22 protein-coding genes and 2 pseudogenes are annotated in these 26342 nt (G+C 68.5%); 8 read left to right on the forward strand and 16 right to left on the reverse strand.

Going from position 1 to position 26342, the window contains the following annotated elements; all coding sequences use genetic code 11:
• The first annotated feature begins 78 nt into the window (after positions 1 to 78).
• Positions 79 to 702 carry a hypothetical protein gene (locus IMZ29_RS08640; RefSeq protein WP_216182828.1) on the forward strand — a complete coding sequence of 208 codons (624 nt, stop codon included), beginning with the start codon at positions 79 to 81 and terminating at the stop codon, positions 700 to 702.
• 32 nt (positions 703 to 734) lie between these two features.
• Here IMZ29_RS08640 and uca read toward each other — a convergent pair whose 3' ends face one another.
• From uca to IMZ29_RS08655, 3 genes are all read right to left on the reverse strand, one after another.
• A complete protein-coding gene (gene uca / locus IMZ29_RS08645) occupies positions 735 to 4349 on the reverse strand; it encodes an urea carboxylase (protein WP_216182829.1) in 3615 nt (1204 codons plus the stop codon).
• A gap of 5 nt (positions 4350 to 4354) precedes the next feature.
• Complete coding sequence (atzF, locus tag IMZ29_RS08650) at positions 4355 to 6193, reverse strand: allophanate hydrolase (RefSeq protein ID WP_216182831.1); 1839 nt, start codon at positions 6191 to 6193, stop codon at positions 4355 to 4357.
• Positions 6194 to 6398: 205 nt separating this feature from the next.
• Complete coding sequence (locus IMZ29_RS08655) at positions 6399 to 7169, reverse strand: GNAT family N-acetyltransferase (protein ID WP_216182915.1); 771 nt, start codon at positions 7167 to 7169, stop codon at positions 6399 to 6401.
• A gap of 379 nt (positions 7170 to 7548) precedes the next feature.
• On the opposite strand from IMZ29_RS08655, the gene IMZ29_RS08660 reads away from it, so the two are divergent.
• Positions 7549 to 8253: a Bug family tripartite tricarboxylate transporter substrate binding protein gene (locus tag IMZ29_RS08660; RefSeq protein WP_253206982.1), complete on the forward strand. Its 705-nt coding sequence runs from the start codon at positions 7549 to 7551 to the stop codon at positions 8251 to 8253.
• A 4-nt stretch (positions 8254 to 8257) separates the two neighbouring features.
• Here IMZ29_RS08660 and IMZ29_RS08665 read toward each other — a convergent pair whose 3' ends face one another.
• The 8 genes and pseudogenes from IMZ29_RS08665 to IMZ29_RS08700 all read right to left on the reverse strand — a co-directional run bounded on the left by IMZ29_RS08665 (position 8258) and on the right by IMZ29_RS08700 (position 16136).
• Positions 8258 to 8899, reverse strand: coding sequence for an LOG family protein (locus IMZ29_RS08665; protein WP_253206973.1), 642 nt, complete (start codon positions 8897 to 8899; stop codon positions 8258 to 8260).
• A complete protein-coding gene (locus IMZ29_RS08670; protein ID WP_216182833.1) occupies positions 8896 to 9831 on the reverse strand; it encodes an ABC transporter permease in 936 nt (311 codons plus the stop codon). The genes IMZ29_RS08665 and IMZ29_RS08670 overlap by 4 nt, the downstream gene beginning before the upstream one ends.
• A gap of 162 nt (positions 9832 to 9993) precedes the next feature.
• Entirely contained in the window at positions 9994 to 10821 is an 828-nt protein-coding gene (locus tag IMZ29_RS08675; protein WP_216182835.1) for an ABC transporter ATP-binding protein, read from the reverse strand.
• The gene (gene atzD, locus IMZ29_RS08680; protein ID WP_216182837.1) at positions 10818 to 11978 is read right to left on the reverse strand and encodes a cyanuric acid amidohydrolase; all 1161 of its coding nucleotides are present in this window, start codon (positions 11976 to 11978) and stop codon (positions 10818 to 10820) included. The genes IMZ29_RS08675 and atzD overlap by 4 nt, the downstream gene beginning before the upstream one ends.
• Complete coding sequence (locus tag IMZ29_RS08685; RefSeq protein ID WP_216182839.1) at positions 11975 to 13429, reverse strand: dihydroorotase; 1455 nt, start codon at positions 13427 to 13429, stop codon at positions 11975 to 11977. The genes atzD and IMZ29_RS08685 overlap by 4 nt, the downstream gene beginning before the upstream one ends.
• 20 nt (positions 13430 to 13449) lie before the next feature.
• Positions 13450 to 14145: pseudogene (locus tag IMZ29_RS08690) on the reverse strand (SDR family NAD(P)-dependent oxidoreductase); the annotation flags it as partial.
• Positions 14146 to 14253: 108 nt separating this feature from the next.
• Complete coding sequence (locus IMZ29_RS08695) at positions 14254 to 15294, reverse strand: ABC transporter substrate-binding protein (RefSeq protein ID WP_216182843.1); 1041 nt, start codon at positions 15292 to 15294, stop codon at positions 14254 to 14256.
• Positions 15291 to 16136: a cysteine hydrolase family protein gene (locus IMZ29_RS08700; RefSeq protein WP_216182845.1), complete on the reverse strand. Its 846-nt coding sequence runs from the start codon at positions 16134 to 16136 to the stop codon at positions 15291 to 15293. Before IMZ29_RS08700 ends, IMZ29_RS08695 begins: the two co-directional genes overlap by 4 nt.
• Before the next feature lie 145 nt (positions 16137 to 16281).
• On the opposite strand from IMZ29_RS08700, the gene IMZ29_RS08705 reads away from it, so the two are divergent.
• The 3 genes from IMZ29_RS08705 (at position 16282) to IMZ29_RS08715 (ending at position 18005) form a co-directional block, all read left to right on the forward strand.
• On the forward strand, positions 16282 to 17190 hold the full coding sequence (locus IMZ29_RS08705) for a LysR family transcriptional regulator (protein ID WP_216182847.1): 909 nt from the start codon (positions 16282 to 16284) through the stop codon (positions 17188 to 17190).
• Between the two features lie 114 nt (positions 17191 to 17304).
• Complete coding sequence (locus IMZ29_RS08710) at positions 17305 to 17601, forward strand: type II toxin-antitoxin system MqsR family toxin (RefSeq protein WP_216182848.1); 297 nt, start codon at positions 17305 to 17307, stop codon at positions 17599 to 17601.
• A gap of 2 nt (positions 17602 to 17603) precedes the next feature.
• Positions 17604 to 18005: a type II toxin-antitoxin system MqsA family antitoxin gene (locus IMZ29_RS08715; protein WP_216182850.1), complete on the forward strand. Its 402-nt coding sequence runs from the start codon at positions 17604 to 17606 to the stop codon at positions 18003 to 18005.
• 15 nt (positions 18006 to 18020) lie between these two features.
• Here the strand turns inward: IMZ29_RS08715 and IMZ29_RS08720 are convergent, their stop codons facing one another.
• Both IMZ29_RS08720 and IMZ29_RS22670 read right to left on the reverse strand, forming a co-directional pair.
• Positions 18021 to 19631, reverse strand: coding sequence for an amidohydrolase family protein (locus IMZ29_RS08720; protein ID WP_371820181.1), 1611 nt, complete (start codon positions 19629 to 19631; stop codon positions 18021 to 18023).
• A gap of 130 nt (positions 19632 to 19761) precedes the next feature.
• A pseudogene (locus IMZ29_RS22670) lies at positions 19762 to 20532 on the reverse strand (ABC transporter substrate-binding protein); the annotation flags it as partial.
• A gap of 256 nt (positions 20533 to 20788) precedes the next feature.
• Here IMZ29_RS22670 and IMZ29_RS08725 point away from each other — a divergent pair.
• Positions 20789 to 21061, forward strand: coding sequence for an oxidative damage protection protein (locus IMZ29_RS08725; RefSeq protein ID WP_216182852.1), 273 nt, complete (start codon positions 20789 to 20791; stop codon positions 21059 to 21061).
• A gap of 41 nt (positions 21062 to 21102) precedes the next feature.
• Positions 21103 to 22062: a LysR family transcriptional regulator gene (locus tag IMZ29_RS08730; RefSeq protein WP_216182854.1), complete on the forward strand. Its 960-nt coding sequence runs from the start codon at positions 21103 to 21105 to the stop codon at positions 22060 to 22062.
• Here IMZ29_RS08730 and IMZ29_RS08735 read toward each other — a convergent pair.
• The 3 genes from IMZ29_RS08735 to phoU all read right to left on the reverse strand — a co-directional run bounded on the left by IMZ29_RS08735 (position 21975) and on the right by phoU (position 24937).
• A complete protein-coding gene (locus IMZ29_RS08735) occupies positions 21975 to 23099 on the reverse strand; it encodes an NAD/NADP octopine/nopaline dehydrogenase family protein (RefSeq protein ID WP_216182856.1) in 1125 nt (374 codons plus the stop codon). The genes IMZ29_RS08730 and IMZ29_RS08735 overlap by 88 nt on opposite strands.
• A gap of 7 nt (positions 23100 to 23106) precedes the next feature.
• Complete coding sequence (locus IMZ29_RS08740; RefSeq protein WP_216182858.1) at positions 23107 to 24084, reverse strand: Bug family tripartite tricarboxylate transporter substrate binding protein; 978 nt, start codon at positions 24082 to 24084, stop codon at positions 23107 to 23109.
• A gap of 154 nt (positions 24085 to 24238) precedes the next feature.
• Positions 24239 to 24937, reverse strand: a complete 699-nt coding sequence (gene phoU / locus IMZ29_RS08745) for a phosphate signaling complex protein PhoU (protein WP_216182860.1) — start codon at positions 24935 to 24937, stop codon at positions 24239 to 24241.
• Between the two features lie 278 nt (positions 24938 to 25215).
• Between phoU and IMZ29_RS08750 the strand changes: the two genes are divergently transcribed.
• A complete protein-coding gene (locus tag IMZ29_RS08750) occupies positions 25216 to 26247 on the forward strand; it encodes an ABC transporter ATP-binding protein (protein WP_216182862.1) in 1032 nt (343 codons plus the stop codon).
• Positions 26248 to 26342: the final 95 nt, after the last annotated feature.

Below are 26342 nucleotides of genomic sequence, written 5' to 3' on the forward strand. Positions count from 1 at the left end.
TTGCCCTGAGCGCGGGCAACCCCGACAATAGGCCCCGCCTGACCTGGCGCCGCCGGGGGCGAACCGCCGTGACTGTCGATGTCCATTGAAGATGAAATCGGGGCTGTGAGCCTGCGCGTGGAGGCGCCGGCGCTGTCCTCGCAAGCCTACATGGATCTGCAGCAACAGATCTGGTCCGTGCTCAAGCCGCGCTCGCGCGGGCGCTTCTGGCGCAACATGCTGCTGGCCGTGGTGATCGGTATCGGACTGGGTCTCGTGCCCGCCTGGCTCGGCATGCAAGCTGAACTCTGGATCGCGTTCACGCGCCTGGGCTTCGAGGCCTACCTGGAAGACTCCAGCTTCCTCCTGCTCATGCTCCTGACCGCGCTCGTCCCCGCCGCGCTCGCCTGGGGCTGGTACGTCTTTCGTCAGGTGCAGGCCTTGCACGTCATCCATGCAAGTTCGGGGGAGCTCTTCGCCGCGCACGAGGTGCTGTTCGGCGAGCAGGCCCTGCTCTGGCGCAACGCGCACCGCACCACCGTCATCCGCTGGGCATCCTTCACCGCCCTGCGCCGGGGCCACCAGCAGTGGCTGCTGATGGCCGATCACGCGAGCGCGCTCTGGTTTCCGGACGAGGCCGTGGCCGCGGGGCCGGGCGAAGCGGAACTGCTGGCCCAGATCGAGCGCTACACCGGCCTGAAGCCGAGCCAGAAGACGCGTTGAAAGACGGCGGGCGCATGGCCCGCCCCTTTCCATCACACCAGATGCAGCAGCCGGTCGCCCACGTTGACCGGCGTGCCCACCCGGCAGCGCACGCTACCCACCGTGCCCGCGCGCGGTGCGCATACCGAGAGCTCCATCTTCATCGCCTCGACGACCACGATGGGCTGACCGGCAGCCACCGCCTCGCCGGGCTGCACGAGCACCTTCCAGACGTTGCCGCACATCTCGGCCACGACCGGATCGCCATCGGCGTCCTCGTCCTCGGCGTCGACGGCCTCTGCCACCGCAGAGACATTGGCCTCGCTGGCCTGCCAGTGCGCCACTTCCGTCGTGAAGGCCGCCTGCTGCGCGGTCTTGAAGGCGGCGATGTCCTCGGCGTTGGCCTCCAGGAAATCCAGGTAGGCGCCGAAATCGAAGGTCTCCTCCTCGATGCGCACCGTCGCCCGGCCCTCGCGAAAGTCCGCACGCAGGACGTCCAGCTCGTCCTCGGTCACAGGGTAGAACCGCACCTGGTCGAAGAAGCGCAGCAGCCAAGGCTCGCCCGGCGTGAAGACGGGGTTCACGGTATGGCTGTTCCAGATCGGCACGGTGCGGCCAACGAGCTGGTAGCCCCCAGGCGAATCCATGCCGTAGATGCACATGTACACCCCGCCGATGCCCACGGTGCCCTCGGCCGTGAAGGTGCGGGCCGGGTTGTACTTGGACGTGAGCAGGCGGTGGCGCGGATCCAGCGGCACCGCGCAGGGCGCGCCCAGATAGACGTCGCCCAGGCCCATGACGAGATAGCTCGCGGCGTACACCACGTCGCGCACGGCCTCGCGGCTGGGCAGGCCATTGATGCGCTGGATGAAGTCCACATTGTTGGGCAACCAGGGCGCCTCGGCGCGCACCGTCTCGCGGTAGCGCTGCACGGCGCCCAGCGTGGCGGAATCCTCGAAGGCCATGGGCAGGTACATGACCCGCGTCGGGATCTTCAGCCCGCGCACGTCAGGCAGCGCGGATTCGATCTCCAGCAGACGCGCCACGAGCGCCGCCTGCGTGATGCGCCGCCCGTCGTAGCGCACCTGCAGGGAGCGCACGCCCGGCGAGAGCTCCTCCACACCCGGGATGGCGGCCGCAGTCACGGCCTGCATGATCAGGTGCACGCGCAGGCGCAAGGCGATGTCCAGCACGTTCTCGCCATATTCCAGCAGCAGATAGCCGTCGCCCGCCTGCCGATAGGCGAGCGCCGGATGGTGGCCTTCGGCGGGTCGCGAGGCCACCAGGGTAGCGGATTCGCCGTCTACCGGGTCGAGCGACGGGGCCGGCAGGATGGGCGCACTGACGGGCGCGAGCGAAGCAATCGCGGCGTCCTGCGCTTGCTGGGCGGCCAGGGCCTGCTCCCAGGCGATCGGCGCGAAGCGGATCCGGTCGCCCGGGCGGAACTGGCCGACCTTCCAGAGCTCGGCCTTGGCGATCGTCACCGGGCAGACGAAGCCGCCCAGGCTGGGGCCATCGCAGGTCAGGATCACTGGCGAATCGCCCGTGAAGTTGATCGCGCCGATGGCGTACTCGCAGTCGTGCACGTTGGACGGGTGCAGTCCCGCCTCGCCGCCGTCCGAGCGCGTCCAGGTCGGCTTGGGCCCGACCAGGCGCACGCCGAGGCGGTTGGAGTTGTAGTGCACTTCCCATTCGGCCGCGAGGAACTCGCGGATCGCGTCCTCCGTGAAGAAATCCGGCGCGCCATGCGGGCCATACAGCACGCCCACGTGCCAGGTCTGGCCGTAGGTGGGGATGAGGGCGGGATCGACCGCGGCCGGCTCGGCCACGGGCGCAGGCGTCGTGCACGCCGGCAACGCGGGATTCGAGATGGCCAGCATGTCGCCATGGCGCAGCGTGCGCCCGCCATGCCCGCCGAACTGTCCGAGCACGAACGTGGCCCGGCTGCCCAGGTACTCCGGGACGTCTAGGCCCTCGCGCACCGCCAGGTACGTGCGGCAGCCCGCCGTCGCCTTGCCCACGTCCAGCACCTGACCGGCGCGCACGGTCACAGGCGCCCATAGCGCCACCGGCTCGCCATCCAGCAACGCGGGCGTCTGCGCGCCGGTGAGTGCGATCACCGCATCACTGTGAAAACGCAGGCGCGGACCGACCAGCGTGCATTCCAGCCCGGCCGCCGACGCATCGTTGCCCACGATGCGGTTGGCCAGACGGAACGCGTAGTCGTCCATCGGGCCCGAGGGCGGCACGCCGATGTGCCAGTAGCCCATGCGCCCCGGGGCGTCCTGCACCGTGGTGTACGTGCCGGGTTCGAGCACCTCGATGGCGCGCGGCTGGTAGGCAAAGCTGTCCAGCAGGCGCGTGAACATCGTGCCTTCGACGAAGGCCGGCGCCTGCACCACGGCGCGCAGGTAATCCAGGTTGGTCGCGATGCCGTGCAGGCGCGTCGCCGCCAGCGCCTGCGCGAGCTTCTCGCGCGCGGCTTCGCGCGTGGGCGCATGCACGATCAGCTTGGCGAGCAGCGGGTCGTAGAAGGCGGAGACCGTGGTGCCCGTGCGCACCCAGCCGTCGATGCGCACGTCCTGCGGAAAGTGCACTTCGCTGAGCGTGCCGGGCGAGGGCTGGAAGTTGCGTACCGGATCCTCGGCGTACAGGCGCACCTCCATGGCCGCACCCTGGGGTGGGGCTTCCAGGGCGGCCCAATCCAGCGGTGCACCCGCCGCCACGCGCAGCATGCATTCGATGAGATCCACGCCCTTGACCATCTCGGTGACGGGATGCTCGACCTGCAGGCGCGTATTCACTTCGAGGAAGTAGAAGGCGTCGGCCTGGGCGTCGTAGATGAACTCGACCGTACCCGCCGAGCGGTAGTCGACCGATTCGCCCAGCTTGACTGCGGCGGCCAGCATGGCCTGGCGCGTGGCCTCGGGCAGGTGCGGCGCGGGCGTTTCTTCGATCACCTTCTGATTGCGGCGCTGGATGGAACAATCCCGCTCGCCCAGCGCGGCAACGCGGCCCGTGCCGTCGCCGAAAATCTGGACTTCCACGTGACGCGCGCGATCGATGCAGCGCTCGATGAAGGCCCCGCCGTCCTTGAAGAACTGCTCGCCCAGGCGTTGCACGCCCTCGAACGCGGCGCGCAGCGCAGCCGCATCGGCGCAGCGCGACAGGCCAATCCCGCCCCCGCCGGCCGTGCTCTTGACCATCACCGGGTATCCAATGCGCTCAGCCTCGGCCAGCGCCTCGTCCACACTGGCGAGCAGCCCCGTGCCGGGCGTCATGGGCACACCGGCCTCGGCAGCCAGCTCGCGGGCGCGATGCTTCAGGCCGAACTCACGGATCTGCAACGCCGTCGGCCCGATGAAGGCGATGCCAGCGGCTTCGCAGGCATCGGCAAACTCGGCGCTCTCCGACAGGAAGCCATAGCCGGGGTAGATGGCCTGCGCGCCCGTTTCACGGGCCGCGGCAAGGATGCGCTCGATGACGAGATAGCTCTCGTTGGGCTTCTCGCCCCCCAGAGCAACGGCGGTGTCCGCCAGGCGCACGTGCGCCGCATCGCGATCCGGATCGGCATACACCGCCACGCTGCGGATGCCCAGACGCTTCAGGGTGCGGATCGCCCGCACGGCGATCTCGCCGCGATTGGCGATGAGGACGGTATCGAACATCAGACTCACTCCTTGCCGGCCGGGCGCGTGGCGCCCAGGTTCTCGAGAAAGGCGCGCCAGCCGCCGAACTCGGTGATGTCCCGCGCACCCGTCAGGCCGCGCGGCTCGCAGATGAAACCCTTGACCTCGCGGCCATCCTCCAGCGTGAGCGTGCCGATCCCCAGGGGCGCGGGAATCTCCGCGACGAAGCCACCGAAGGCGGATTCGGCGATGTCCCACAACTCCACGACGATGGGTTGGCCGCTGTCGCCCCGCACGAGACCCGGCTTGGGCGGCGCCGTGTTGGCCAGTGCATACAAGCGATAATCCGCCGCCGTGCGCGTGCGCTCGACGAAGGCCGCGCCACGGGAGGTCAATTGATGGTTCAAAGGCATGCCGGTCAGGTGAGCCCCCACCACCGCCACGCGCACCACGCCCGGCGCCGGCGGTGCGGGCAGCAGGCTATCTGCCTGGCTCGGGAATGCAGCGCCCGTGGCACCGAGCGGCAAGGCCTGCGCCGCCTGCCAGCGCTGGCCGATGGCGGCGATGGCTTCGTCATGCCAGGCCGGGGCGATGAGCGTGATGCCCACCGGCAGGCCATCGTCACGAAAGCCCGCCGGCAGCGCCAGGGCGCAGAGATCCGCGAGATTCGTGAAGTTGGTGTAGATGCCCAGACGCGCGTTCAGGCGCACGGGATCGGCCTCGACCTCGGCAATGGTGTAGATCGATGGGGTGCTCGGCACCATCAAGGCATCGACGCCCGCCAGCGCGGCCTGGATGCGGGCCGCGAGCGCGGCACGGGCATACTCCGCACGGAAGGTGTCGACGGCGGAATAGGCCGTGGCGCCTTCGACGATGCGTCGCACCACGGGGTGCAGGGAGTCCGGATCGCGCGCGAGTTGCTCGGCGACGGCCGCCAGACGCTCGGCCACCCAGGGCCCTTCATAGAGCAAGGCAGCCAGCTCGGCGAACGGCGCGAAGTCGATCTCGACGACGTCGGCCCCGAGGTCGATCCAGGCGTGCCGGGCTCTCTCGAAGGCCGCCTGGGCCTGCGCATCGCCAAAGAATTCGCACTGCGCAGGCACCGCCAGGCGCAGCGCCGGCGACGGTGCGACCGGTGCATCCGGCGGGCATGCCCGCGAATACGGATCGGCCGCATCGGTGCCGCTGGCCACCCGCGCCACCCGGGCGGCATCATCCACGGTCAGGGCAAAGATCGACACGCAATCCAGCGTGCGGCAGGCAGGTACGACACCCGCTGTCGAGAACCGGCCTTTCGTGGGCTTCAAGCCCACGATGTTGTTGAAGGCGGCCGGCACGCGCCCGGAGCCGGCGGTGTCTGTTCCGAGCGAGAACGGCACCAGGCCGCGCGCCACGGCCGACGCAGAGCCCGAACTCGAGCCGCCGCTCACATAGGCCGGATCAAAGGTATTCGGGACCGCTCCGTAGGGCGAGCGCACCCCCACCAGGCCGGTGGCGAACTGATCCAGATTGGTCTTGCCCACCACGATCGCGCCGGCCGCCCGCAGGCGTGCCACGATGCCGGCATCGGCCTCGGCCACATAGGCAAAGCCCGGGCACGCCGCCGTGGTCGGCCAGCCGGCCACGTCGATGTTGTCCTTGACCGCGAAGGGCACGCCGTAGAGCGGCAGACGCGACAGATCGCCGCCCACGGCCGCGCGACGCTCGGCCAGCGCCGCGAGCTGGCGATCCAGACGTTCGCGATCCAGCCGCGCGATCCAGGCGACGTCACCCGGGTCGATCTCGAGAAAAGGCGCGAGCAATCGCGCCGGTTCGGCTCCCGCCGCGTAGGCGTCACGCCAGGCGGCCAGGCTCGGGCCGGATGAAGTCGATAGATGCAGCACTTGGATCCCCGCTTGTATACAACATGAGGATCCATTGCACGATCAATGCCAAATCACGCGGATTCAACAACGGCGCGGCTGTGCGGGCACCCGACGCCATGGCGGCCGATGCGCACGCACGGCAAGCGCGCGTGGCCGCACCGTCGGCGTGCGTGCCTCGCCTGCTGGCGGTGCACGGCAAGGGCCGTGACGGTGCGGGCGGAAGTCACCGCCGTTCGCAGGCCTGCCGCAGCGCGCCCAGCGACTGCACCTGCCGGCCTTGGGCATCGAAGTTGTCCGGCGCCAGCCAGGCCTGGAACGCCGCCTTGAGCGCCGGCCATTCCGCATCGATGATCGAGAACCACGCCGTGTCCCGGGAGCGCTGCTTGTAGATCGTCGCCTGCCGGAAGAGGCCCTCGAACGTGAAGCCCAGCCGCTGCGCAGCCTGGCGCGACGGCGCGTTGAGGCTGTCGCACTTCCACTCGTACCGGCGATAGCCCAGTTCGTCGAACACATACTGCATCAGGAGAAACTGCGCCTCGGTCGCGGCAGGCTTGCGCTGCATCCGGGGCGAGTAGGCAACCCATCCCACCTCGATCGCGCCGTTCGCAGGATCGGCCCGCATGAGAGCGACGGTGCCGACCGGCGCGTTCCGGTCGGCATCCACGACGGCATAGTGCTTCGGATCCGCGCTGCGAGCGGCGCTCTGCGCATGCTGGAGGTAAGCCCGCGCCTCGGCGAAGGGCCCGGCTGGCAGGTAGGTCCAGTCGCGTCCATCCGGCGCGCTCGCATACGCCTCGTACAGCGCCTGCGCGTGGCGCTCGGCGTCGAGCGGTTCCAGTCGACAGAAGCGGCCCATCAGCACACGGTCGGCAGGCAGGGCACGTGCGGTCCAGCCAACCATCGGCCTGCCAATCGGCTGGCCGTAGGCGTTCAGATGCCCAGATTCTGCGCCATCTGAGTTAAAACGAACTTCAAGTTCATTTTTATTGATCATATCCAATGATATTTGCAGTCCACACGAGAATTTGGCGCCCGGAGTAGTAATATCCGAATCGATCGTCCATGAAAACAGCGCATCAGCGCCATATCGACGGAGACAACATGACAACCCCCACACGTATTCTGGCCGCATTCGGCCTCTGTGCGGCCTTGGTCGCGCCCTGGGCCCACGCAGCCTACCCTGAAGAAGGCCGTGCCATCCGCATTGTCATCGGCTTCACGGCCGGCGGCGCCACGGATGGCCAGGTCCGGGCCGTGGCACAACGGCTCTCTGGGGTGTTGAAGACCCCGGTCATCGTGGAGAATCGCCCCGGCGCGAGCACCATGTCGCGACGACCACGGTCATCCGCGCGCAACCCGATGGCTACACACTGCTGTACAGCCCGTCCTCCACGGTGGCCCAGAATCCGCATACGCTGCTGCAGGCAGACTACGACCCGTTCAAGGATCTCACGCCCATCACGCTCGCCGCGCGCGGGCCGCTGGTGCTGGTGGCCCACGAGAGCACCGGCGCGAAGACGGTGGCTCAGCTGGTCGACTACGTGAAGGCCAATCCGGGCAAGTTGAGCTATGCCTCCTTCGGCACCGGCACGTCCTCGCACATCATCGGCGAGATGTTCGCGCGCAAGAACGGGCTGGACATCACGCACGTGCCGTACAAGGGCGGCGCGGACGCCGCGCGCGATCTGCTCTCGGGCCGGGTCACCTACATGTTCGATGCGGCGCCCAATGCCATCACCGCGCAGCAGACGGGGCGTGCCAACCTGCTCGCCGTGCCCTCGGCCGAGCGCAGCACCACCCTGCCGGATGTCCCGACGCTGACCGAAGCGGGCGTGGAAGGCCTGGCCCTGCCCAGCTGGATGGCCTTCTACGGCCCCCCCGGCCTGCCGCAGGACGTGGTGCAGACGCTGAACCGCGCGATCGGCGAATCCCTGCAGGCAGAGGAAGTGGCCAAATTCTTCCAGATGGGGGCGTACACAGTGTCGCCCTCCACCCCCGAGGCGCTGACGCAGATCACGCGCGAGACCTACGACCTCTGGGGCAAGGTGATCCAGGACGCGGGCATCGAGAAGCAGTGAGGGCTCAGGAACCCGGCTGACCGATCCATTTGTCCACGACCGGCGGCTGCCAGGCGGCCAGCCGGTCGATCAGGACTTCGGGATCTGACTCGATCACGGCCATCTGCGCGTGTTCCACGCGCATGAAACCTTCCTGTACCGCGTGGGCCAGCAGCGCGCGCATCGGGTCATAGAAGCCCCGCACGTTGAGCGCGCCGCAGGCCTTGGCGCGGCGTTCGCCCGCGTGGTCGTTGAGCTGTGTGAGCGTGGCCGCCTCGAACCACTCCTCCAGCGTGCCGAGCCCGCCGGGCAACGCCACGAAGGCGTCCGCAAGCGCAGCCATGCGCGCCTTGCGCTCGCGCATGTGGGGCACCACTTCGTGGCGTGACAGGCCCGCATGCAGATGGCCGCGCCCGAAGAGGCGCTCGTTGATGATGCCCACCACCTCACCGCCTGCCGCGAGCGCGGCATCAGCCACGATGCCCATGAGGCCCTTGGTCGTGCCGCCATAGACCAGCGTGATGCCGCGGCGGGCCAGGGCGTCGCCGAAGGCCCGCGCGGCCTCGGCGTACTCGGGCGACACCCCGAAGTTCGAGCCGCAGAAGACGGCGATGGCACGCAGCCCCACGGGTGCGGCGGGGTTGGCGACGGGAGAGGTCTCGGTCATGCGGCAGCTTCCTTCTTGCGTTGCGCCCAGCCAGTCAGGCGCATTTCCGCGAACGAGCATATCGCATACAGCACCACGCCCATCACCGCGAGGATGATGAGGCCAGCGAACACCAGGGTGACGTCGAAATTGCCGCTCGCGATCATCATGACGTTGCCGATGCCCAGGTTGGCCGCCACGGACTCGGACAGCACGGTACCCACGAAGGCGAGCGTGATGGCGACCTTCAACGAAGCGAAGAGATACGGCAGCGCGCGCGGCAGGCTCACGTTCCAGAGGATGTCCCGCTTCTTGGCGCCCAGCACGCGCAGCACGTCCTCCAGCTCCGGCTCGGTGTTGGCCAGACCCGTGGCGACGTTCACGACGACCGGGAAGATGCTGATGACCATCGAGGTGAGGATGGCCGGCACCGTGCCGGCGCCGAACCACACGACGAAGATCGGCACCACCGCCACCTTCGGTATGCTGGAGAAACCCACGAGCAACGGGTACGCCACGTCATAGGCGAGCCGGGACGAGCCGACGATGACGCCCAGGAGGATGCCCACCAGCACGCCCAGCGCAAAGCCGGCTGTCGTGGTGTAGAGCGTCTGCACGGCATGCGGCCAAAGCAGCGGTCCGCGCTCGATGAGCGTGGCGGCGATCTGCGAGGGCCGCGGCAGGATGAGATCCGACACGCCGGTGGCCAGGCAGGCGAGCTCCCAGATGGCGAAGAAGGCGACGAGCACGCCGACGGACAGCAGGCGCTGCCGCGACTTGGGCGAGAGCTTGCGCGCCGGCGGCTCGGGGGGCGCCGGCGGCAGCGGTGCTGCCCGACGCACAGGTTCGGCAACGGGCGCGGCCTCGGGCGGCGCGGCGCTTGGCACGGCTTGCAGCGCAGGCCCGGACCGGGTCGGTTCGTCGGCAGGCAGGCGGGAGACAGAAGCAGTCATGCAGAGATCTCCGGCATGGCGGGCCATGAGGGCCCGCCTGCGAAAAAAGAAGTGCTGCGTCGACGCCAGCGGGCATCGCGCAGACAGACAGCCCGACAGCACGCGCTGTCGAGCGGGCACGGGCAGCGCAGACGCCGTCGTGGCGCACCAACGTCCCGGCGCTCATGCAGCGTTGCTGACCGTCAACGCCGCGCCGCCGTCGACGCGCGCCTCGGCGATGCGCCGACGCATGGCCTGCACGAGCGCGGCGAACTCGGGGTCGTAGCTCATCTCCACGGTGCGTGGGCGCGCGAAGGGCACTTCGCGGTCCTCCAGGATGCGGCCCGGGCGCGCGGTCATGACGCAGATGCGGTTGGCGAGGTAGGCCGCCTCGCGCAGGTCATGGGTCACGAGCAGCACGGTGGGCCGGGTCTCGATCCAGAGCGTCTGCAGGATCTCCCAGAGCTCTTCGCGCGTGAACGAATCCAGTGCGCCGAACGGTTCGTCGAGCAACAGCAGCCGCGGCTCGTGGATCAGGGCCCGGCACAGCGAGGCGCGCTGCAGCATGCCGCCGGAGAGCTCCCAGGGCCGCTTGTCGCCAAAGCCTGCCAGCCCGACCTTGGCGAGCATGGCGTCGGCACGATCCGCAAACTCGCCCTTCTTCTTGCGGCGGTACTCGCTGCGGAACGGCTCGACGATCTTCAACGGCATCATCACGTTCTCGCGGATCGTGAGCCAGGGCATCATCGTCGGATTCTGGAAAGCCAGGCCGATGCCGACCTTGTTCGCGCGTACCTCGCGCCCTGCGAGAAAGACGCCACCGGAGCTCGCCTGCAGGAGCCCAGAGACGAGTTTCAGGATCGTGGACTTGCCGCAGCCCGAGGGCCCCACGAGCGCGATGAAGTCGCCCTCGTCGATGCGCAGGTTGGTCTGATCGAGCGCCAACGTGCCGGACTGGTTTGCGCCGTAGCGCACGATGACGTCGGACAGTTCGATGAAAGGCTGGCTCATGACGACACCTCACGCGAAGAAGACGATGCCACCCGGAGAATGGCGGCCACGGGGCCGCCGCCAGGAGGGCCCTGGTGCTCGGCGCCGCCCGATACGTACAGCGCTGTTCGCCCGGTTACGCTGGCCAACACGGCCCCCACGGCGGCGCGAGCGTGTCGCGTGGCGTTGATGTCCGAGTCGTTGAGCATGGTGTGGCGCGCCTCGCGTACGGTGCCGCGCGGATCGGCCTCTGCCTTGGCAAGCAGATTGACCAGGCGCTCGGCCAGCACAGGGGCATCGCGATCCGGATCCAGGCCGAAGCGCTCGCGCAGCAGCGTGCGCACCGAAGCCGCGTCCACCGCGTCCTGCATCACCGTGTGGCCAATGAGGTAAGGCGAACTCGCGCCTTCGGCTTCGCCCAGCACGATGATCACGTTGTTGAGCAACTCGATGCCGCTCGAGGCGGAGGCGCGCGCCGACCAGGCGGTGCCGTCCGTCAACACGCGCGCATCGAGATCGCCTTCGTCGGTGAGCTCGCCCAGCGCCAGCGCAATGCCCAGGGCCGATGCGCCGCGCGAGTAGCCCATGGATTCGTAAGTATCCCGGGTGACCGGGACTTGGTCTCGGGCCAGGGCCTCGTTCACCCGCGCCGTGGTGAGCAGCGGGCACTTCACCTGCACGAAGTGCACGTCGGTGGCATCGCGGATACCGGCGTCATCCATCGCCGCGCGCACCGCATCCGCAGTCGCCGCGATCTGCGCACGCCGGCCGATGGCTTCCGGGGCGAAGTCCGGCGTCTGCGCCACGCCCAGCACCAGGCGCTTGCCCAGCCCTGTCGCCAGCGCGGCGGCACGCCGCGTGAAGACGGTGAAGTGCGGCGAGAGTACGCCTTCCGTGCCGCCCGACATCACCAGGGCCACGCGCGCTTCGGCCTCGGCCGGCGTGCAGCCCAGGTGAGGCGCGAGAAAGTTCGCCCACACCGTGCTCGCATATTCGCGGGTGTAGTCGTTCACGCAGCCGTTGCCCTCGGTCTTGCCCATCACGGCCACGATGTCGGCGGGCTTCACGCGGCCCTCGTCGATCAGGGCCTGGACGCCGGAGAGATCACCCGGGCCCTGGCAGGCCACGGTGAACACATCGACGCACTGCGCTGCGCCGATGGGAGCGAGCGTGCTCATGATGGGCTCCGGGTGATGTCGGCCTCGCGCGCGGCGGCGCCCGGTTCGGTGACGGCCGTGATGAAAGTCTCCGGATGGCGCACCTGGGCTTCTGGCATGGCCTGGATGCCCTTGATCGTCTTGCCCCAGCCGGCGGCATCCTCGACCAGCTCGCCATCGCGCATCACGAAGCGGCCGCGCACCAGCGTGTGCAGCGGATAGCCTTGCACGGCACGGTTGTGCCAGGGCGAGATCTTGCTGATCGAACGCAGGCGGTTCTCCGACAGCGTGCCCGTGCGGTCCATGTCGACGATCACGATGTCGGCATGCGCGCCGGGCGTGATGACGCCCTTCACTCCGGCCAGACCCCAGGCCTTGGCCGGCGCTTCCGCGCTCCAGCGCACGTAGTCCATGAGGCTGGCGCGGCCGCGATTGACTTCGGTGAGCATCAAGGCCATCTGGGTCTCGACGCCGGGAAAGCCGCAATCGCATTCCCAGATGCTCTCGCGGGTCTTCTCCTCGGGTGCATGGGGGGCGTGGTCCGTCGCGATCATGTCGATCACGCCTTCGCGCAGCGCATCCCAGAGCGGCTGGTTGTGGCGCGCCTCGCGCACGGGCGGGTTCACGCGCAGGATGCCGCCCAGGCGCAGCATGTCGTTGGTGTTGAGCAGCAGGTACTGCGGGCAGGTCTCGGCCGTGATGTCCACGCCGCGTGCCTTGGCGTCGCGCAGCACGTAGAGCGAATCGGCAGCACTGTGGTGGGCGATGTGCACGCGCGCGCCCGTCCATTCGGCCAGTGTGGCCACGCGGCCGATCGCCTCGATCTCGGCCACGGCCGGCCGCGCAGCCAGGTGCGCCAGCGGATCGATGCGCCCGGCATCGCGCAGGCGCTTCTGGCGGCGCGCCATGATGGACGAGTTCTCGGCATGCACCACCGTGCGCACGCCCAAGGGGGCAAGCTTCTCGAAGCCTTCGAGCAGCGCGCCATCCGTAGGCGCCGGCAGGTTGCCGAAGGTGTTGCCCACGAAGGCCTTGAAGCTCGTGGCGCCTGCGTCCAGCAGGTCTTCCAGGTGATCTACCGACTCGTCGCCGAACAAGGCGTGGATGCCGAAGTCCACATAGGACGACTCGGCCGCGCGCAGCTTCATCTGCAGCGCTTCGATCGTGCCCGTGGGCGGGCTGGTGTTGGGCATGTCGAACACCGTGGTCACCCCACCGCAGGCCGCCGCGGCCGAGCCGCTCTTCCACGTCTCCTTGTGCGGATAGCCGGGATCGCGAAAGTGCACGTGGCTGTCGATGGCGCCCGGCAGCACGTAGAGACCGGTGGCGTCCACCGTCTCGCGCGCGGGCGGCATGGTGTCGTCCTGGCCCACGGCCACGACGATGCCGCCGTCGATGGCCACCGAGGCCGAAATGATGCGTTGGGACGAGACGACCTTGCCGCCTCGGATGACCATGTCTACGGTTTTCATTGGCTTGTCTCCGGATGGCGTCAAAGGGCGGCCCAGCCGCCATCCACGGGCAGATCGACGCCCGTGATCTGGCGCGAGACGTCGCTCGCGAGGAAGAGGCAGGCGTTGGCCACGTCCACGTCCGTGGACACGCGCCGCAGCGCATAGTCGGCCGCGTGACGCGTCATGGCTTCGTCCAGCGAGATGCCCTGCGTGCGGGCCATGTTGGCGCACACCTTCTCGCGAAAGCGCGGGCCATCGACCATGCCGGGGGCCACGCAATTGACGTTGATGTTGTGCGGGCCGGCTTCGAGCGCGAAGCTCTTGGTGATGCCGCGCAGGCCCCACTTGGAGGCCGAGTACGCCATGCGGCCGGCGCGACCGCGCATGCCGAAGGTGCCGCCCACGTTGACGACCTTGCCGCCGCCCTGGGCGATCATGCCGGGCAACACGGCGCGCATGGTGTTGAAGCAGCCCGTCATGTTGAGCTGCACGATCTCGTTGAACTCGTCCGTGGTGGTCTCCCAGCCCGTCTTGCCGATGGGGCCGGAGCCCCCGGCCACGTTGACGAGGACGTCCACCCGGCCGAAGGTGGCAATGGCCTCGCGGGCCAGCGCCTCGGCCTGCGCCGAGTCGGTCATGTCGCAGGCCACGACGAGCGTGCCCACGCCCAGCTCCCGGGCTTCGGCGGCCACCGGTTCGATGGCCGCCACATCGCGCCCGGCGAGCACCAGGCGGGCGCCTCGCGGGCGAAGGCCAGCGTCACGGCGCGGCCCATGCCCTTGGCAGGACCGGTGATGACGACGACCTTGTCTTGCAGTTGCAGATCCATGCTCACCTCCCGATCACAGCTTGCTCGCGCGATCGGCGCGGGCGGGCAGGAAGCTGCTGTCGAACACGTCCTTCACCGCCGGCGTGCGCGGCAGATTGCCGGCCTGCACGTCCACGGCGATGGTGCGGGCCAGGCGCTCGGGATCCACGTCACCAAAGCCGATCGTGGCGATCTCCGGGTGGTTCATCTCCACCTTGAGCGTGGCAAGCAGGCGCTCCTTTTCCACCGTGCGGTTGAGCAGCGGTTCACGCTTCATGACGAAGTCCATGGCCGCCTCGGGATCGGCCACGGTCTCGTTGAGTGCCTTGTTCACCGCCCGCAGGAAGCCACGCACAGCCTCCGGGTTCTTCTGCACGAAGTCGCGCGAGAACACGATGGCGTTGGAGTACAGATCCAGGCCATGATCACCGTAGTTGATGAAGCGCAGATCCTTGGCCGGATCCAGGCCCACCAGGCGAGCGGAGAACCAGATGGTGTTGATGTAGCCGAAGACGCCATCGACCTGGTTGCGCAGCAGCATCTGCTCGCGCAGGTTGGGCGCCATGTTCGAGGTCTTGACCTGGGCAGGGTCCACGCCGGCTGCCTTGGCGAAGGCCGGGAAGAGCTTGAGCGCGCCATCGTTGGCCGGGCCGCCCACGGTCTTGCCGGCGAGATCGCCCGGCGTCTTGATGGGGCTGTCGCTCTTCACGGCGATGGTGAAGGGCGGCGTGTTGTACATCATGTAGACGCCCACGGGCGCGCTCTCCGGGCGGCGCGCGGCCAGTTCGACGAGCGCGTTGATGTCGCCGAAGCCGGCGTCATAGGAGCCGCTCGCCACCTTGATGACCGATGCCGCAGAGCCTTCGCCCTGGTCGATCGTGACGTTCAGGCCCTCGTCCTTGAAGTAGCCCTTGTCCTGGGCAATGAAGAACCAGGCCTGCGGGCCCTGGAACTTCCAGTTCAGGACAAACTTGATGTCGGTGGCGGCCACGGCGCTGGACATGGCGCCCAGGGAGCAACCCACGGCCACGCCAAGCGCGGCGCCACGGGCGAGAAGGCGGGAAAGGAAGGTCATGCGGACTCCTTGAGGAACGAGGGATGGGCCGGCGCGGGAGCGGCGGCCAGGGCGGGCAGCAGCGCAGTGCTGCCGATGACGAACCCGTGCAGCTGCTGCACGAGGAAATGGATGGCGCGGGTGACGTACTCGGGCGACGGTGTGCCACACGCATCGGCGAGCAACAGGCAGTCGTAGCCCAGGAAGCCGGCGTCCTGCAGCGTGGAGAACACGCAGCGGTCGGTATTGATGCCCGCGAAGACGAGCGTGGTGATCCCGCGCTGGCGCAGCACGCTGTCGAGCTCGCTGTCGGGAAAGCCACTCAGGCGATGCTTGTGCACGACGAGATCGCCGGCGTCCATGGGAAGCTCGTCGATCACCGCTGCGCCCCAATCACCCTCAACGAGCGCGCGGCTGTCGCGTGCCGGCAGTGGCTCGCCATAACCGATGTCCTCGGCCGAGCGCTTGCCCTTGAAGCGGATCGTCGGGCTCAGGTTGGCGAGATCCGGACGGATACCCCAGTTGACCCAGACGACGGGTGCGCCGCTGGCACGCCAGGCGGGCAGGACGTCCTGCAGCACCGGGATCGGCGCGCGCATCGGGCTCACGTCGATGCCCTTGGCGCCAAACCAGCCATCGCAATGGCAGAAGTCGTTCTGCATGTCGATGACGACGAGCGCAGTGCGCGCAAGGTCCAAGCTCAGGTCATCGGGATCGGCATGCACCAGGATCGGGCGCGGTGGCGGTGCATGGCGCACCAGGCTGATGCCTTGCGACGTGCGCTGCCACGACGGCAACGCGCCCGCGGCGCCAGGCGCAGCGGCGGCAACGGTGGGATCGGCGGGGATGTGGGCGGCATTCATACCCACAATTCATGCAGGACGCATGCCAGTTGGTGTCTGCGAAGCCTGCCTTTTCACGGGGCTTGCGTTGCCGTTCAGGCAACGGCGGCAGTTGGCACCGATCGTGCATCTGCACAGCGGACATCCGCTACCCGGCCCCTCTCGCATGAACCATCTGCGCTTTCTCCGCTACGTCGACGAAGTCGCCCGTGTGGGCTCCGTGCGGCAAGCCGCCGAACGCCTGCACGTCGCGCCCTCGGCCGTCATCCGCCGCATCCAGGATCTGGAAGAGGAGATCGGCACCACGCTCTTCGAGCGTCTGCCGCGCGGCATGCGGCTCACCGCCGCGGGTGAGCTCTTCGTGGCCTACATCCGCGGACGCAACGCCGAGCTCGACCGAGTGCGCTCCGAGATCGAGGAGCTCGAAGGCATGCGCCGCGGCCGCGTGCGCATCGTCGGCAGCCAGGCGCTGGCCCCGGTGTTCCTGCCCGCATCTATCGCGAGCTTTCGCGAACGCCACCCGCTCGTGGCCTTTCAGACGGACATCGCCGATCGCGTGCACGCCATGCAGGCCCTGCGCGAGTTCGAGAGCGACCTCGCGCTGGTCTTCAATCCCGCGCCCGAATCCGACATCGACATCATGGGTGAATACGAGCAGCGTCTCGTGGCGCTGATGCACCACACGCATCCCCTGGCGAGCCGCCCCACCCTGCGCCTGCGCGACTGCGCGCCCTACCCGCTCGCCCTGCCCAACCGCGACACCGGCGGGCGCCAGCTGCTCGAACGCTTCCTCTCGCGCAGCTCGGTGCGCTTTTCCCCCGCCATCGAGAGCAACTCCTTCGAGTTCCTGCGCAGCTACCTGCGCCGTGAGCAGGCCGTGTCGTTCCAGATATCGGTGGGCGCGGTCACGGACGGTGGCGAGTTGGTCGCGCGCCCCTTGGACGAGCGCGGCTTCCCGCGTGGCAGCCTCGTGCTCGCGCGCCTGCGCGGGCGCAAGCTGCCGGTGGTGGCGCATGCCTTTGCCGAACATCTGACGCGCTGGCTGGAGGACCCGCAGGCGCTGGCGACGACGTAGCCGATCCAATACGCCTACGTGCTCGCACCCATTCTCAGTCTCCATTCGAATAGGCAGCATGCGCCTGCACCCGCTAGACGGGGTTGCAGATAAAAACCTACTAGGTTAATTTGAATGGAAAAATGGACGCCGCACTGCAAGCTGTCCAACGTCAAACGGCTGATCACAGAAGGCCACGTGCGAGCAACGATGTCAGCACTGCGAGGCGCAGTCGAGTTCGGCATGGATTTCGACGGCATGCTCAAGGTCGTCAACGCACTCACTGCGCAGGACTTTCACAAGAGCATGACGACGTACTCGGACCATCGGATATGGCAGGACGTTTACCGCCCAGTGACGGCGTTCGGGCAGTGCTATCTGAAGCTGACCGTCATCGATGACGTGCTGATCGTATCGTTCAAGGAGCTGTGACGATGACATGCCCTACCTGTGGTTCTACCGGCTTGGTCCAGGACGTTCGGGATCTACCTTACACCTACAAGCACGAGACCACCGTGATACCCGCGGTGGCAGGCGACTTTTGTGCGGCGTGTGGCGACAGTGTCCTGGACGCTGCCGAATCATCCCGCGTGAGCACGGCGATGCTCGCCTTCCATCGGGAAGTCAACGCCCGCCTCATCGATCCCGGTTTCATCATCAGCGTGCGCAAGAAGCTCGCGCTGGATCAGCGCGAAGCCGCCGAGATCTTCGGTGGCGGCGTCAACGCGTTCTCGCGCTACGAGAATGGCAAGACCCGACCACCACTGGCACTGATCAAGCTGCTCAGGGTGCTAGACCGTCACCCTGAGTTACTGGACGAAGTGCGCGCGACCTGAGTCTCAGCAACAGTCTTAGCAACACCCGCGATGCCGCCCCTCCCCGTACCACTGCCCCAACGCCTGCCCGAGCGCCGGCAGCACGGCGCGCCAGGCATGGGTCTCGGGTGAGCGGGCCAGGGCCGCGCGGGCCTGGGCGATGAGTTCGGCGCGCAGCGCGGCCTCATCCACGCTGACCACCTTGCCGCCCTGCACGAGCGTGCGGCCACCGGCGATGACGGTGTCGATGTAGCGGCCGTTGGCGCGAGCCAGCAGCAGGTGCAGCGGGTCGACGTCATCGAACAAGGCATCGTCGTCGAGCGCGGACCAGTCCAGCACGAGGCAATCGGCGCGGGATCCGGGCTTCAGGGAGATGGGCACGTCGGCGGCCGGGCCGCTGACCGCCCGCCGGCCATGGCGCGCGGCCATGTCCCAGAGCTGCGCCGGCGTCATGGTCACGTCCAGGCCGGTGCCCTGGTGCAAGGCATAGCCCAGCCGCATCTCGCGCAAGGCGTCGTCGTCTTCGTCGAAGGCCATGCCATCCAGGCCCATGGCCACCCGGCAGCCCTGGCGCAGCATCTCGGCCACCGGCGCAATGCCGGAGCGCAGGCCCAGGTTGGAACTGGTGTTCACGGAGATCGTCACCCCGCGCTCGGCGAGCAGCGCGAGTTCGTCGGGGCGACACCACGCACAATGGGCCAACGTGAGCCGCGGCGACAGCAGGCCCAGTCTGTCCAGGTGGCGCACGATGCCGCCGGGCATCGCGGCATCGGCCCAGTCGCGTTGGTACTTGGTCTCCAGCAGATGCATGTGCACCGGCCGATCATGGTCCGCCGAGGCCTGGGCGATGGCTTCGAGCAACGGATCGCTGCACCACTGCACCGCGGAGGGGCCGTACTGCACCGTCACGGCGCTGCCCGCGCACGCTTGGGCGACGGCCTCGACGCGCGCCAGCTGGTCTTTGGGCGACTCGGGCTTGACGGCCAGGCGTGCCCGGACCACGTCGCGCAACTCGGCCGGCAGCGCGGCGAGCACGTCCTCATCCGGCGCGTAGGCGATGCCCTGACGATCGCGCATCGCCACGGCAAAGCCGATGCGCACGCCCACGTCGGCGGCTGCGCGCGCCACGGCCTGGGCTTCTTCCACATACGGCATGCCGCCCTGCACGCGGGTGTAGTGCACCATCACGTCGGTGACCCCCTGGCGCGCGGCCCGCGCCAGCGAGCTCGCGGCACACAGATAGGGATCCAGCGCCGGCATGGCGCCCAGGTGCGGCAGCCACGTCTCCAGCGGCAACCCGTAGCTGCCCAGCGTGGCATTGCGGAACGTGCGAGCGTGGTCGTGGGCATTGGCCAATGTGGGCAGCACGAGACGGCGCGGGCCCGCGGGCGGCTCGGCGCACGGCGCCAGCCCCGCAATACGCTCGCCGTCGACCGTGAGCCGATGGTTGGCGAGCGCCGGCACGCGACCGGGCTCGGACAGGACCCACGCTGCGTCGATCACCGCCCCGCTCATGGAGCCACCATCGCGCATCACGCGCCGGCAGGAACTGCCGGTCAAAGACCGCATTCGCCGCGGGCTGGTTGGGCAGCTTGAACACCTCGGCCACTTGCGCGATGGCAGCGCCCATGCGCTCGTCGTCCACATCGCCCAGGCCGATGCGGCGGGATTCGTCAGTCATGATGATGTTCTCCAGGGTGTAAGCCAGGCGCCGCTTCTCCAACGCACGGTCGATCAGAGGCTCACGCTTGGCCAACGCGTCCATGGCCGCGTCCGGATCCCGGATCGCATCGGCCACGCCGCGGTGGATCGCCCGCACGAGGCCGGTAACGGCGGCGGGGCGCTCCTGCAGCAGGCGCTGCGAGACCATGACGCCGTTGCCGTAGAGCCGCACGCCATGGTCGGCGTAATGGAACCAGCGAATGCCCTGATCCGGATCGCGGCGCTGAGCGATCAGGTTCACGTAACTCGTCACCGAGAATACCGCGGATGCGTCGACCTCACCGCGCAGGAGCATCTGCTCCTGCAGGTTCGGCGCCATGTTCACCCACTGGATCGTGCCAGCGTCGATCTGGTTCAGGCGCGCCAGCGTGTCGAACATGCGCATCGCAGCACCACCCGCGGGCGAGCCCAGCTTCTTGCCCTGCAGGTCCTGCAGCGAGCGGATGGGGCTGTCGGCCGTCGTCATGATGGCGAAAGGCGCCCGGTTGTAGACCATGTAGACCATGCGCGGTGCGGTCTCGGGCCGCGTCGCGGCGTTCTGGATGATGGCGTTCACGTCACCAAAGCCGGCGTCGTAGGTGCCTGCCATGATCTTCGTGACGGTGTTGGCCGAGCCGTCGCCCTGATCGATGCTGACCTTCAGGTTTTCCTCGGCGAAGTAGCCGCGATCCTCGGCGAGGTAGTACCAGGCGTGCACACCCTGCAGCTTCCAGTCGAGGACGAAACGGATCGGCGTGACGGGCTCGGCGGCATGGGCTGCGCCCGACAATGACAGGCCAAGGCAGGCGGCACCGACGAGACCGCGGCGCAGGATCGAAGACAGCATGGACGTTCTCCAGGTTGGCGCGGCCCCTGCCGCGCGCTGGAGACGTCATGCACCATCCATGCCGAAAATGCGTCTTGGGCTGCGCCGCAAGCCTGCTCTTTGCAGCACGCTGCGTTGCCGCGCCGGCACCTTGACACGCCGGCGCCAGTCGCCACGGCGTTGTGCGAGTCGGCGTGCGGGCGCCGTCGCTGCGCGCAGGGATCGCCACGCGCCCGGGCGTTACAATCGGCCCATCAATCAATCGTTGGAGAATCGCATGGCCCGCATGGTCCAGTGTGTCAAACTCAAGCGCGAAGCCGAAGGACTGGACTTCGCCCCCTATCCTGGCGAACTTGGCAAGCGTATTTGGCAGAGCATCTCGAAGGAAGCCTGGCAGGAATGGATCGGCGTGCAGACCCGCCTGGTCAACGAGAACCGCCTGAACCTGGCCGATGCCCGGGCGCGCAAGTACCTGTCGCAGCAGATGGAACGCCACCTTTTCGAGGACGGCTCGGTCGAAGCCCAGGGCTACGTCCCGCCCTCGGCCTGACGCACGGCGGGCCGTCGCCTCGTCACGCCGGGCCCGCCTGCATGGTCCCCTCCGTCCATCGGCTCACCGCCGGCCTGCGCCTGCGGCAGCTCGAACTGCTCAGCACGCTGGCCGACACGCGCAACATGCGCGCTGCCGCGCAGCGCCTGCACCTCACCACTGCGGCCGTCAGCAAGAGCTTGCGCGAGACGGAATCCCTGTTCGACGCCGAGCTCTTCCATCGCACGCCCGGTGGCCTGGTGCCCACCGCCGCCGGCGAGATCGTGGTGCAGCGTGCCCGCGTGCTGCTCAACGAGCTGGCCGGGCTTGCCGACGAACTCGCGCAGCGCGGACAGGGAGATCGCCTGGCCCTGGGCTCGCCGCCTTTCCTGGCATGGACCTTGGTGCCGCGGCTGCTCGACGCCATGGTGCAAGGCGGCGAGGCCCCGCCGGTGCGTCTGGTGGAAGGCCGCCTGGCAGAGATCGGCCGCCAGCTGGAGGCCGGCGACATCGATGTGCTCATCACGATGAACACACCGTCGGAACTGGGCGGTCTGAAGCTGGATGGCTTCGTCATCGAGCCGGTCAGCACGGAGCAATGGATCGTGGGTTGCGCGCCCGGGCATGAGCGCGCGCTTGGCGTGGCAGGCGACGGCGTCCACCGGTGGCGCGAATTGCAGGCCGCGCGCTGGATCCTGCCGCCAAGGCCCACCAATGCCCGGATGATGATCGAGCAGCTGCTGCTGGAGCAGGGACTGGCTCCTGTGACCCCGCACATCGAATCGCTCAACGCGATCACCAATCTGCAGTTGGCTGAGCGCGGCCTGGGGCTTGCGCTGATCGCCCGCAGCGCGGCTCGCGACGCGCTCGCCGCGGGCCGCCTGCGCGAGCTGGCGGTGGAGGCGTTGCCGCCTCCGGTGCCCATCGTGCTGGTCTATCGACTCAGGGAGGGCGAGCGTGGCGCACTCGCCGCACTGCGGGCGGCCGCGCAGCGGCTGCGCAACCCCGTCACGTCGGACTGATTCAGGCCGAGCGCGCTGACGAGGAAGTTCGTCCCGCGAAAGGTCTGCCCGTACACCGTCTCCAGCAGATCCAGACAATTCGACAGCATGGGCGTGGGTACGCCCGCCACGCGGGCAAGCTGCTCCTGGAACACCAACCCGAAGGGCGCGTCCTCCAGGACGTAGCGATGCGCAAGCCTGGCCGGGCCCAGCGGGCTCATGCCCTGCGCGTGGATCTGCGCGGCCATGTCCTCCAGCGCTCCCTCCTCCAGGTGATACGAGCGCGCGTAGTGCTCCACCAGGGTCGGCAGGGTGAGATCGAACGCCCGCGCCACGGCCAGACGCTCGGCGTCGAGTCGCTCGGCCAGCCGCGCCACCACCGGCGTGAAGCAGGCGAAGAGCGACCACGCTTCACCCCGGTCCATGCGTGTGAGATTCGGGATCACCTCGGCCGCGTGCGCGATGGGATTGATGTTCGCGAGCGTGGGCGCGAGCAGGCTCTCGGCGGCGACGAATCGGTCGCCTAGCAAGGCTTCGCATTGGTCCTGCGCGAAGGCGATGCCGGGCGCGGGCAGCGTGGCCATGTCGATGCGATGACGCAGCGGATTCACGTGCAGGGTGCCGTCCGTGAGGAAGTGCGCCGTCGTGAGCGTGGTGCCCCAGCCGGCCACCTGCACCTGCCGGTCGTCGTCGCGCAACGTCTCGGCCAGCCACAGCGGGCTGAGCGAGAGCGAGCCAGACACGACGAGGGTCTGGCCATCGCGCCACACGGGCATCAACGTACCGAGCACCTCGGCGTAGGCGTCGCCCGGCAGGCAGACGAGGATGAGGTCGGCGTCCGCCAGGCCCGCCGGATCGGCCAGCACCGGCACATCGAACGCCCCCGAGACCGCACCTGTGCACACGAGGCGCGCGATGCCCTCGTTCACGGCAAGGCGCGAGCAGCGTGGGGACCAGAGCACGACGTCGTGCCCGCGGTGCATGAGGTGCACCGCACTGGCGCAGCCCAGGGGGCCTGCGCCCACGATGGCGACCTTCGTCGGGGCTTGCGAAGACATGCGCGCGTCACTCAAGGCTGAGCTTCCGTTCTTGGATGATGCGGCCCCACAGCGCGTGCTCGGCAGTGGCGCGCTCGGCGAGTTCGGCGGGCGTGCTGGCGATGATCTCGATGCTCTGTGCCTCCAGGCGGCCTTTGAGCGGATCCTGGCGCAAGGCCTTCGTGGCGGCTGCGCTCAGCTTGTCGATGATCGGCTGCGGGGTGCCGGTGGGGGCGAAGAGCGCGAAGTAGGTGCGCGATTCGAACGCCGGCAGGCCTGCCTCGGCGAAGGTGGGCACCTCGGGCAGCAGACTAGCACGGGCCTCACCCGAGCTTGCGAGCGCACGGATGCGGTTGCCGTTGACGAACGGCACGGCCACCCCCAGATCGAGGAACGCCATGTCGACCTCGCCCGCCGCCACGGCCGTGGTGGCCGGGCCGCCGCCCTTGTACGCCACGTGTGTGGCCTGCATGCCGGTGATCTCCTGGAAGAGTTCGCCAGCCAGGTGACTGCTGGAACCCACGCCGCCCGAGGCCATGTTCAGCCGTCCGGGCTTGGCCTTGCCGGCCTCGATGAGATCCTGCAGGGTCTTGATGCCGCTGTTGGGCGAGACCGCCAGGATCAGCGGACTGGACGTGAGCAGCGACACGGGCACCAGATCCTTCTGGTGTGAGTAGACGAGCTGGTCGTAGAGATGGTCTGCGATCGCATAGGTGCTGTTCGTCGCGAGCAGGATCCGATAACCGTCCGGGGTCGCCTTGGCCACCTGGGCGTGCCCGATGGTGCCGTTGGCGCCCGGGCGGTTCTCGACGATGATCTGCTGGCCGAGCTCACTGCCCATCTGTTCGGCGAGTTGGCGCGCCAGATTGTCGACGGCACCGCCGGGCGACCAGCCGATGACGAGGGTGATGGGGCGTTGGGGATAATCCGACTGCGCGTGTGCAGCGGGCACGACAGCGCTGACGGCCAGGGCGGCCGCGAGGCAGATACCGGTAAGACGGGTCATGGCGAACCTGCGTGTGGGGAGGAATGCACGCAGTGTAGGAACGGCCGGCGGGCCTGACGAGCGAAGCTTCGTCGAGGGGCGTCAACCTGCGGTTGACGCGAGCCGCGGCCCGGGCGGCGCGCGCCCGTGAGACGCGCACCAGGTGCCCGATGGATCAGTTCTCGAGCGCTTCCTTTTCGACGTTGTCGACACCCGTGTGGCGCACGTCCTTGCCCTTGATCATGTAGATCACGAGTTCGGACATGTTCTTCGCGTGATCGCCGATGCGCTCGAGCGCCTTGGCGATGAAGAGCAGCTCGATGGAGCGCGTGATGGTGCGCGGATCTTCGATCATGTAGGTGATGAGGTGGCGGATCGCCCCCTGCCACTCCACGTCCACGCTCTTGTCCTGGCGCACCACGTTGGCGGCGACCTTGGCATCCGAGCGCGCGAAGGCGTCCAGCGTCTGGCGCATCATGGTGGTCACGTAGCCCGCCATGTGCCAGAGCTCGACGGCCGGCATGTTGCGGCGACCCGCTTCGTGGATCATCTTGGCCATGCGCGCGATCTTCTCGGCCTCGTCGCCGGCGCGCTCCATGTCGGTGATCATCTTGGTCAGGGTGATCATCAGGCGCAGATCCACGGCGGCGGGCTGACGCAGCGCGAGAATGCGGCCAATGGCCTCGTCCACTTCGGTCTCGTAGCGGTTGACCTCGCTTTCCCGGGCGATCACCCGTTCGAGCAGCTCGAGATCGCCATTGGCAAGACCATCGATGGCACCGGTGATCTGGGATTCGACGAGCCCTCCCATCTGGAGGAACTTCGAGCGGACGTTCTCCAGCTCGGCATCGAATTGCTTGTATGTGTGTTCCATGGTGCCTACTCCTGTACGGCGGGCCCCGGCCCGCAGCGCCTGGGCGCGCGCTCGCGCCGCTCGGCGAGTATAAGATCCCGGCGTGACGGGAATGTGTCAGTGGCACGCCCTGAGCTCACCAACACGCCGGCGCCCGGCGTTCATTCTACCGTTGGCACCGGGTTCGGGCGCGGCTTGCACCGGATATGGCCCTTGGGGTTCAATCGACCCTGGCGCCGCGGCGCCCTTCCCCCTCTCCCGATCTGCTGGCGCCCCCGCGTCAAGGAAGCCTTTCGTCGATGCTGGATATCCAATCGCTCACGCTGGCCTACGGCAGCCAGCCCGTCGTCCAGGACTTCTCCCTGCGCCTGGCCGACGGCGAAATCGGCTGCCTTCTCGGCGCCTCGGGCTGCGGCAAGACGACCGTGCTGCGCGCCATCGCCGGCTTCGAGGCGCCGCGGGCGGGAGAGATCCACCTGGCCGGCGAACGCGTGGCGGCGGTCGGGGTCATGCAGCCGCCCGAGGCGCGGCGGGTCGGTGTGGTCTTTCAGGACTACGCCCTCTTTCCCCATCTGACGGTGGCCGAGAACGTCGGCTTCGGCCTGCCACGCAGTGGTCAGCGCCGCGAGCGCATCCGCGACATGCTGGCGCTGGTGGGCCTGGCGGACGCCGGCGAGCGTTACCCGCACGAGCTCTCGGGCGGCCAGCAGCAGCGCGTGGCACTGGCGCGCGCGCTCGCCCCGGCCCCGCGTCTGATGCTGATGGACGAGCCCTTCTCCAACCTGGACGTGACGCTGCGCGAGCGGCTGGCTGAAGAGGTGCGCGCGATCCTCAAGCAGGCGGGCGCGACAGCCGTCCTGGTCACGCACGACCAGCGCGAGGCCTTCGCCGTGGCCGACCGCGTCGGGGTCATGGCGCACGGGCGCCTGCGCCAGTGGGACACCCCCTATGCCCTCTATCACCGCCCTGCCGACCGATTCGTCGCGAGCTTCATCGGGGAAGGCGTCATGCTGCCGGCCACCCCGCTGGCGGATTCGCGGCTTGCCAGCGAGCTTGGGCCGTTCGCCCCGCTCGCGGCCGTGGCCGACGCCGGGCGCGGGCTCGACGTGCTGATCCGTCCGGATGCCCTCGCCCTGCATGCGCGCGAGGGCCTGCAGGCCCGCGTCGTGCATCGGGCCTTTCGCGGCGCAGACTTTCTCTACACGCTGGAGCTGCCGTCGGGCGAACGCGTGCTGGCGCTCGCGCCAAGCCGCCAGCCCTATGCTGTGGGCGAACTCGTCGGGGTGAGCCTGACCGCCGACCAGGCCGCCGTGTTCCAGCGCGCGGCCTGAGCGCGAACGGAAATCCGACGGCGCCGACAGGCTGCCGTCGGATTTCCGAACGCGCGAGGCCATGCGCGCTATATGACCTCAGGGCAAAAGCTTAG

The sequence above is a fragment of the Verticiella alkaliphila genome, assembly GCF_018904615.1.
GTDB classification, from domain to species: Bacteria; Pseudomonadota; Gammaproteobacteria; order Burkholderiales; family Burkholderiaceae_B; genus Verticiella; species Verticiella alkaliphila.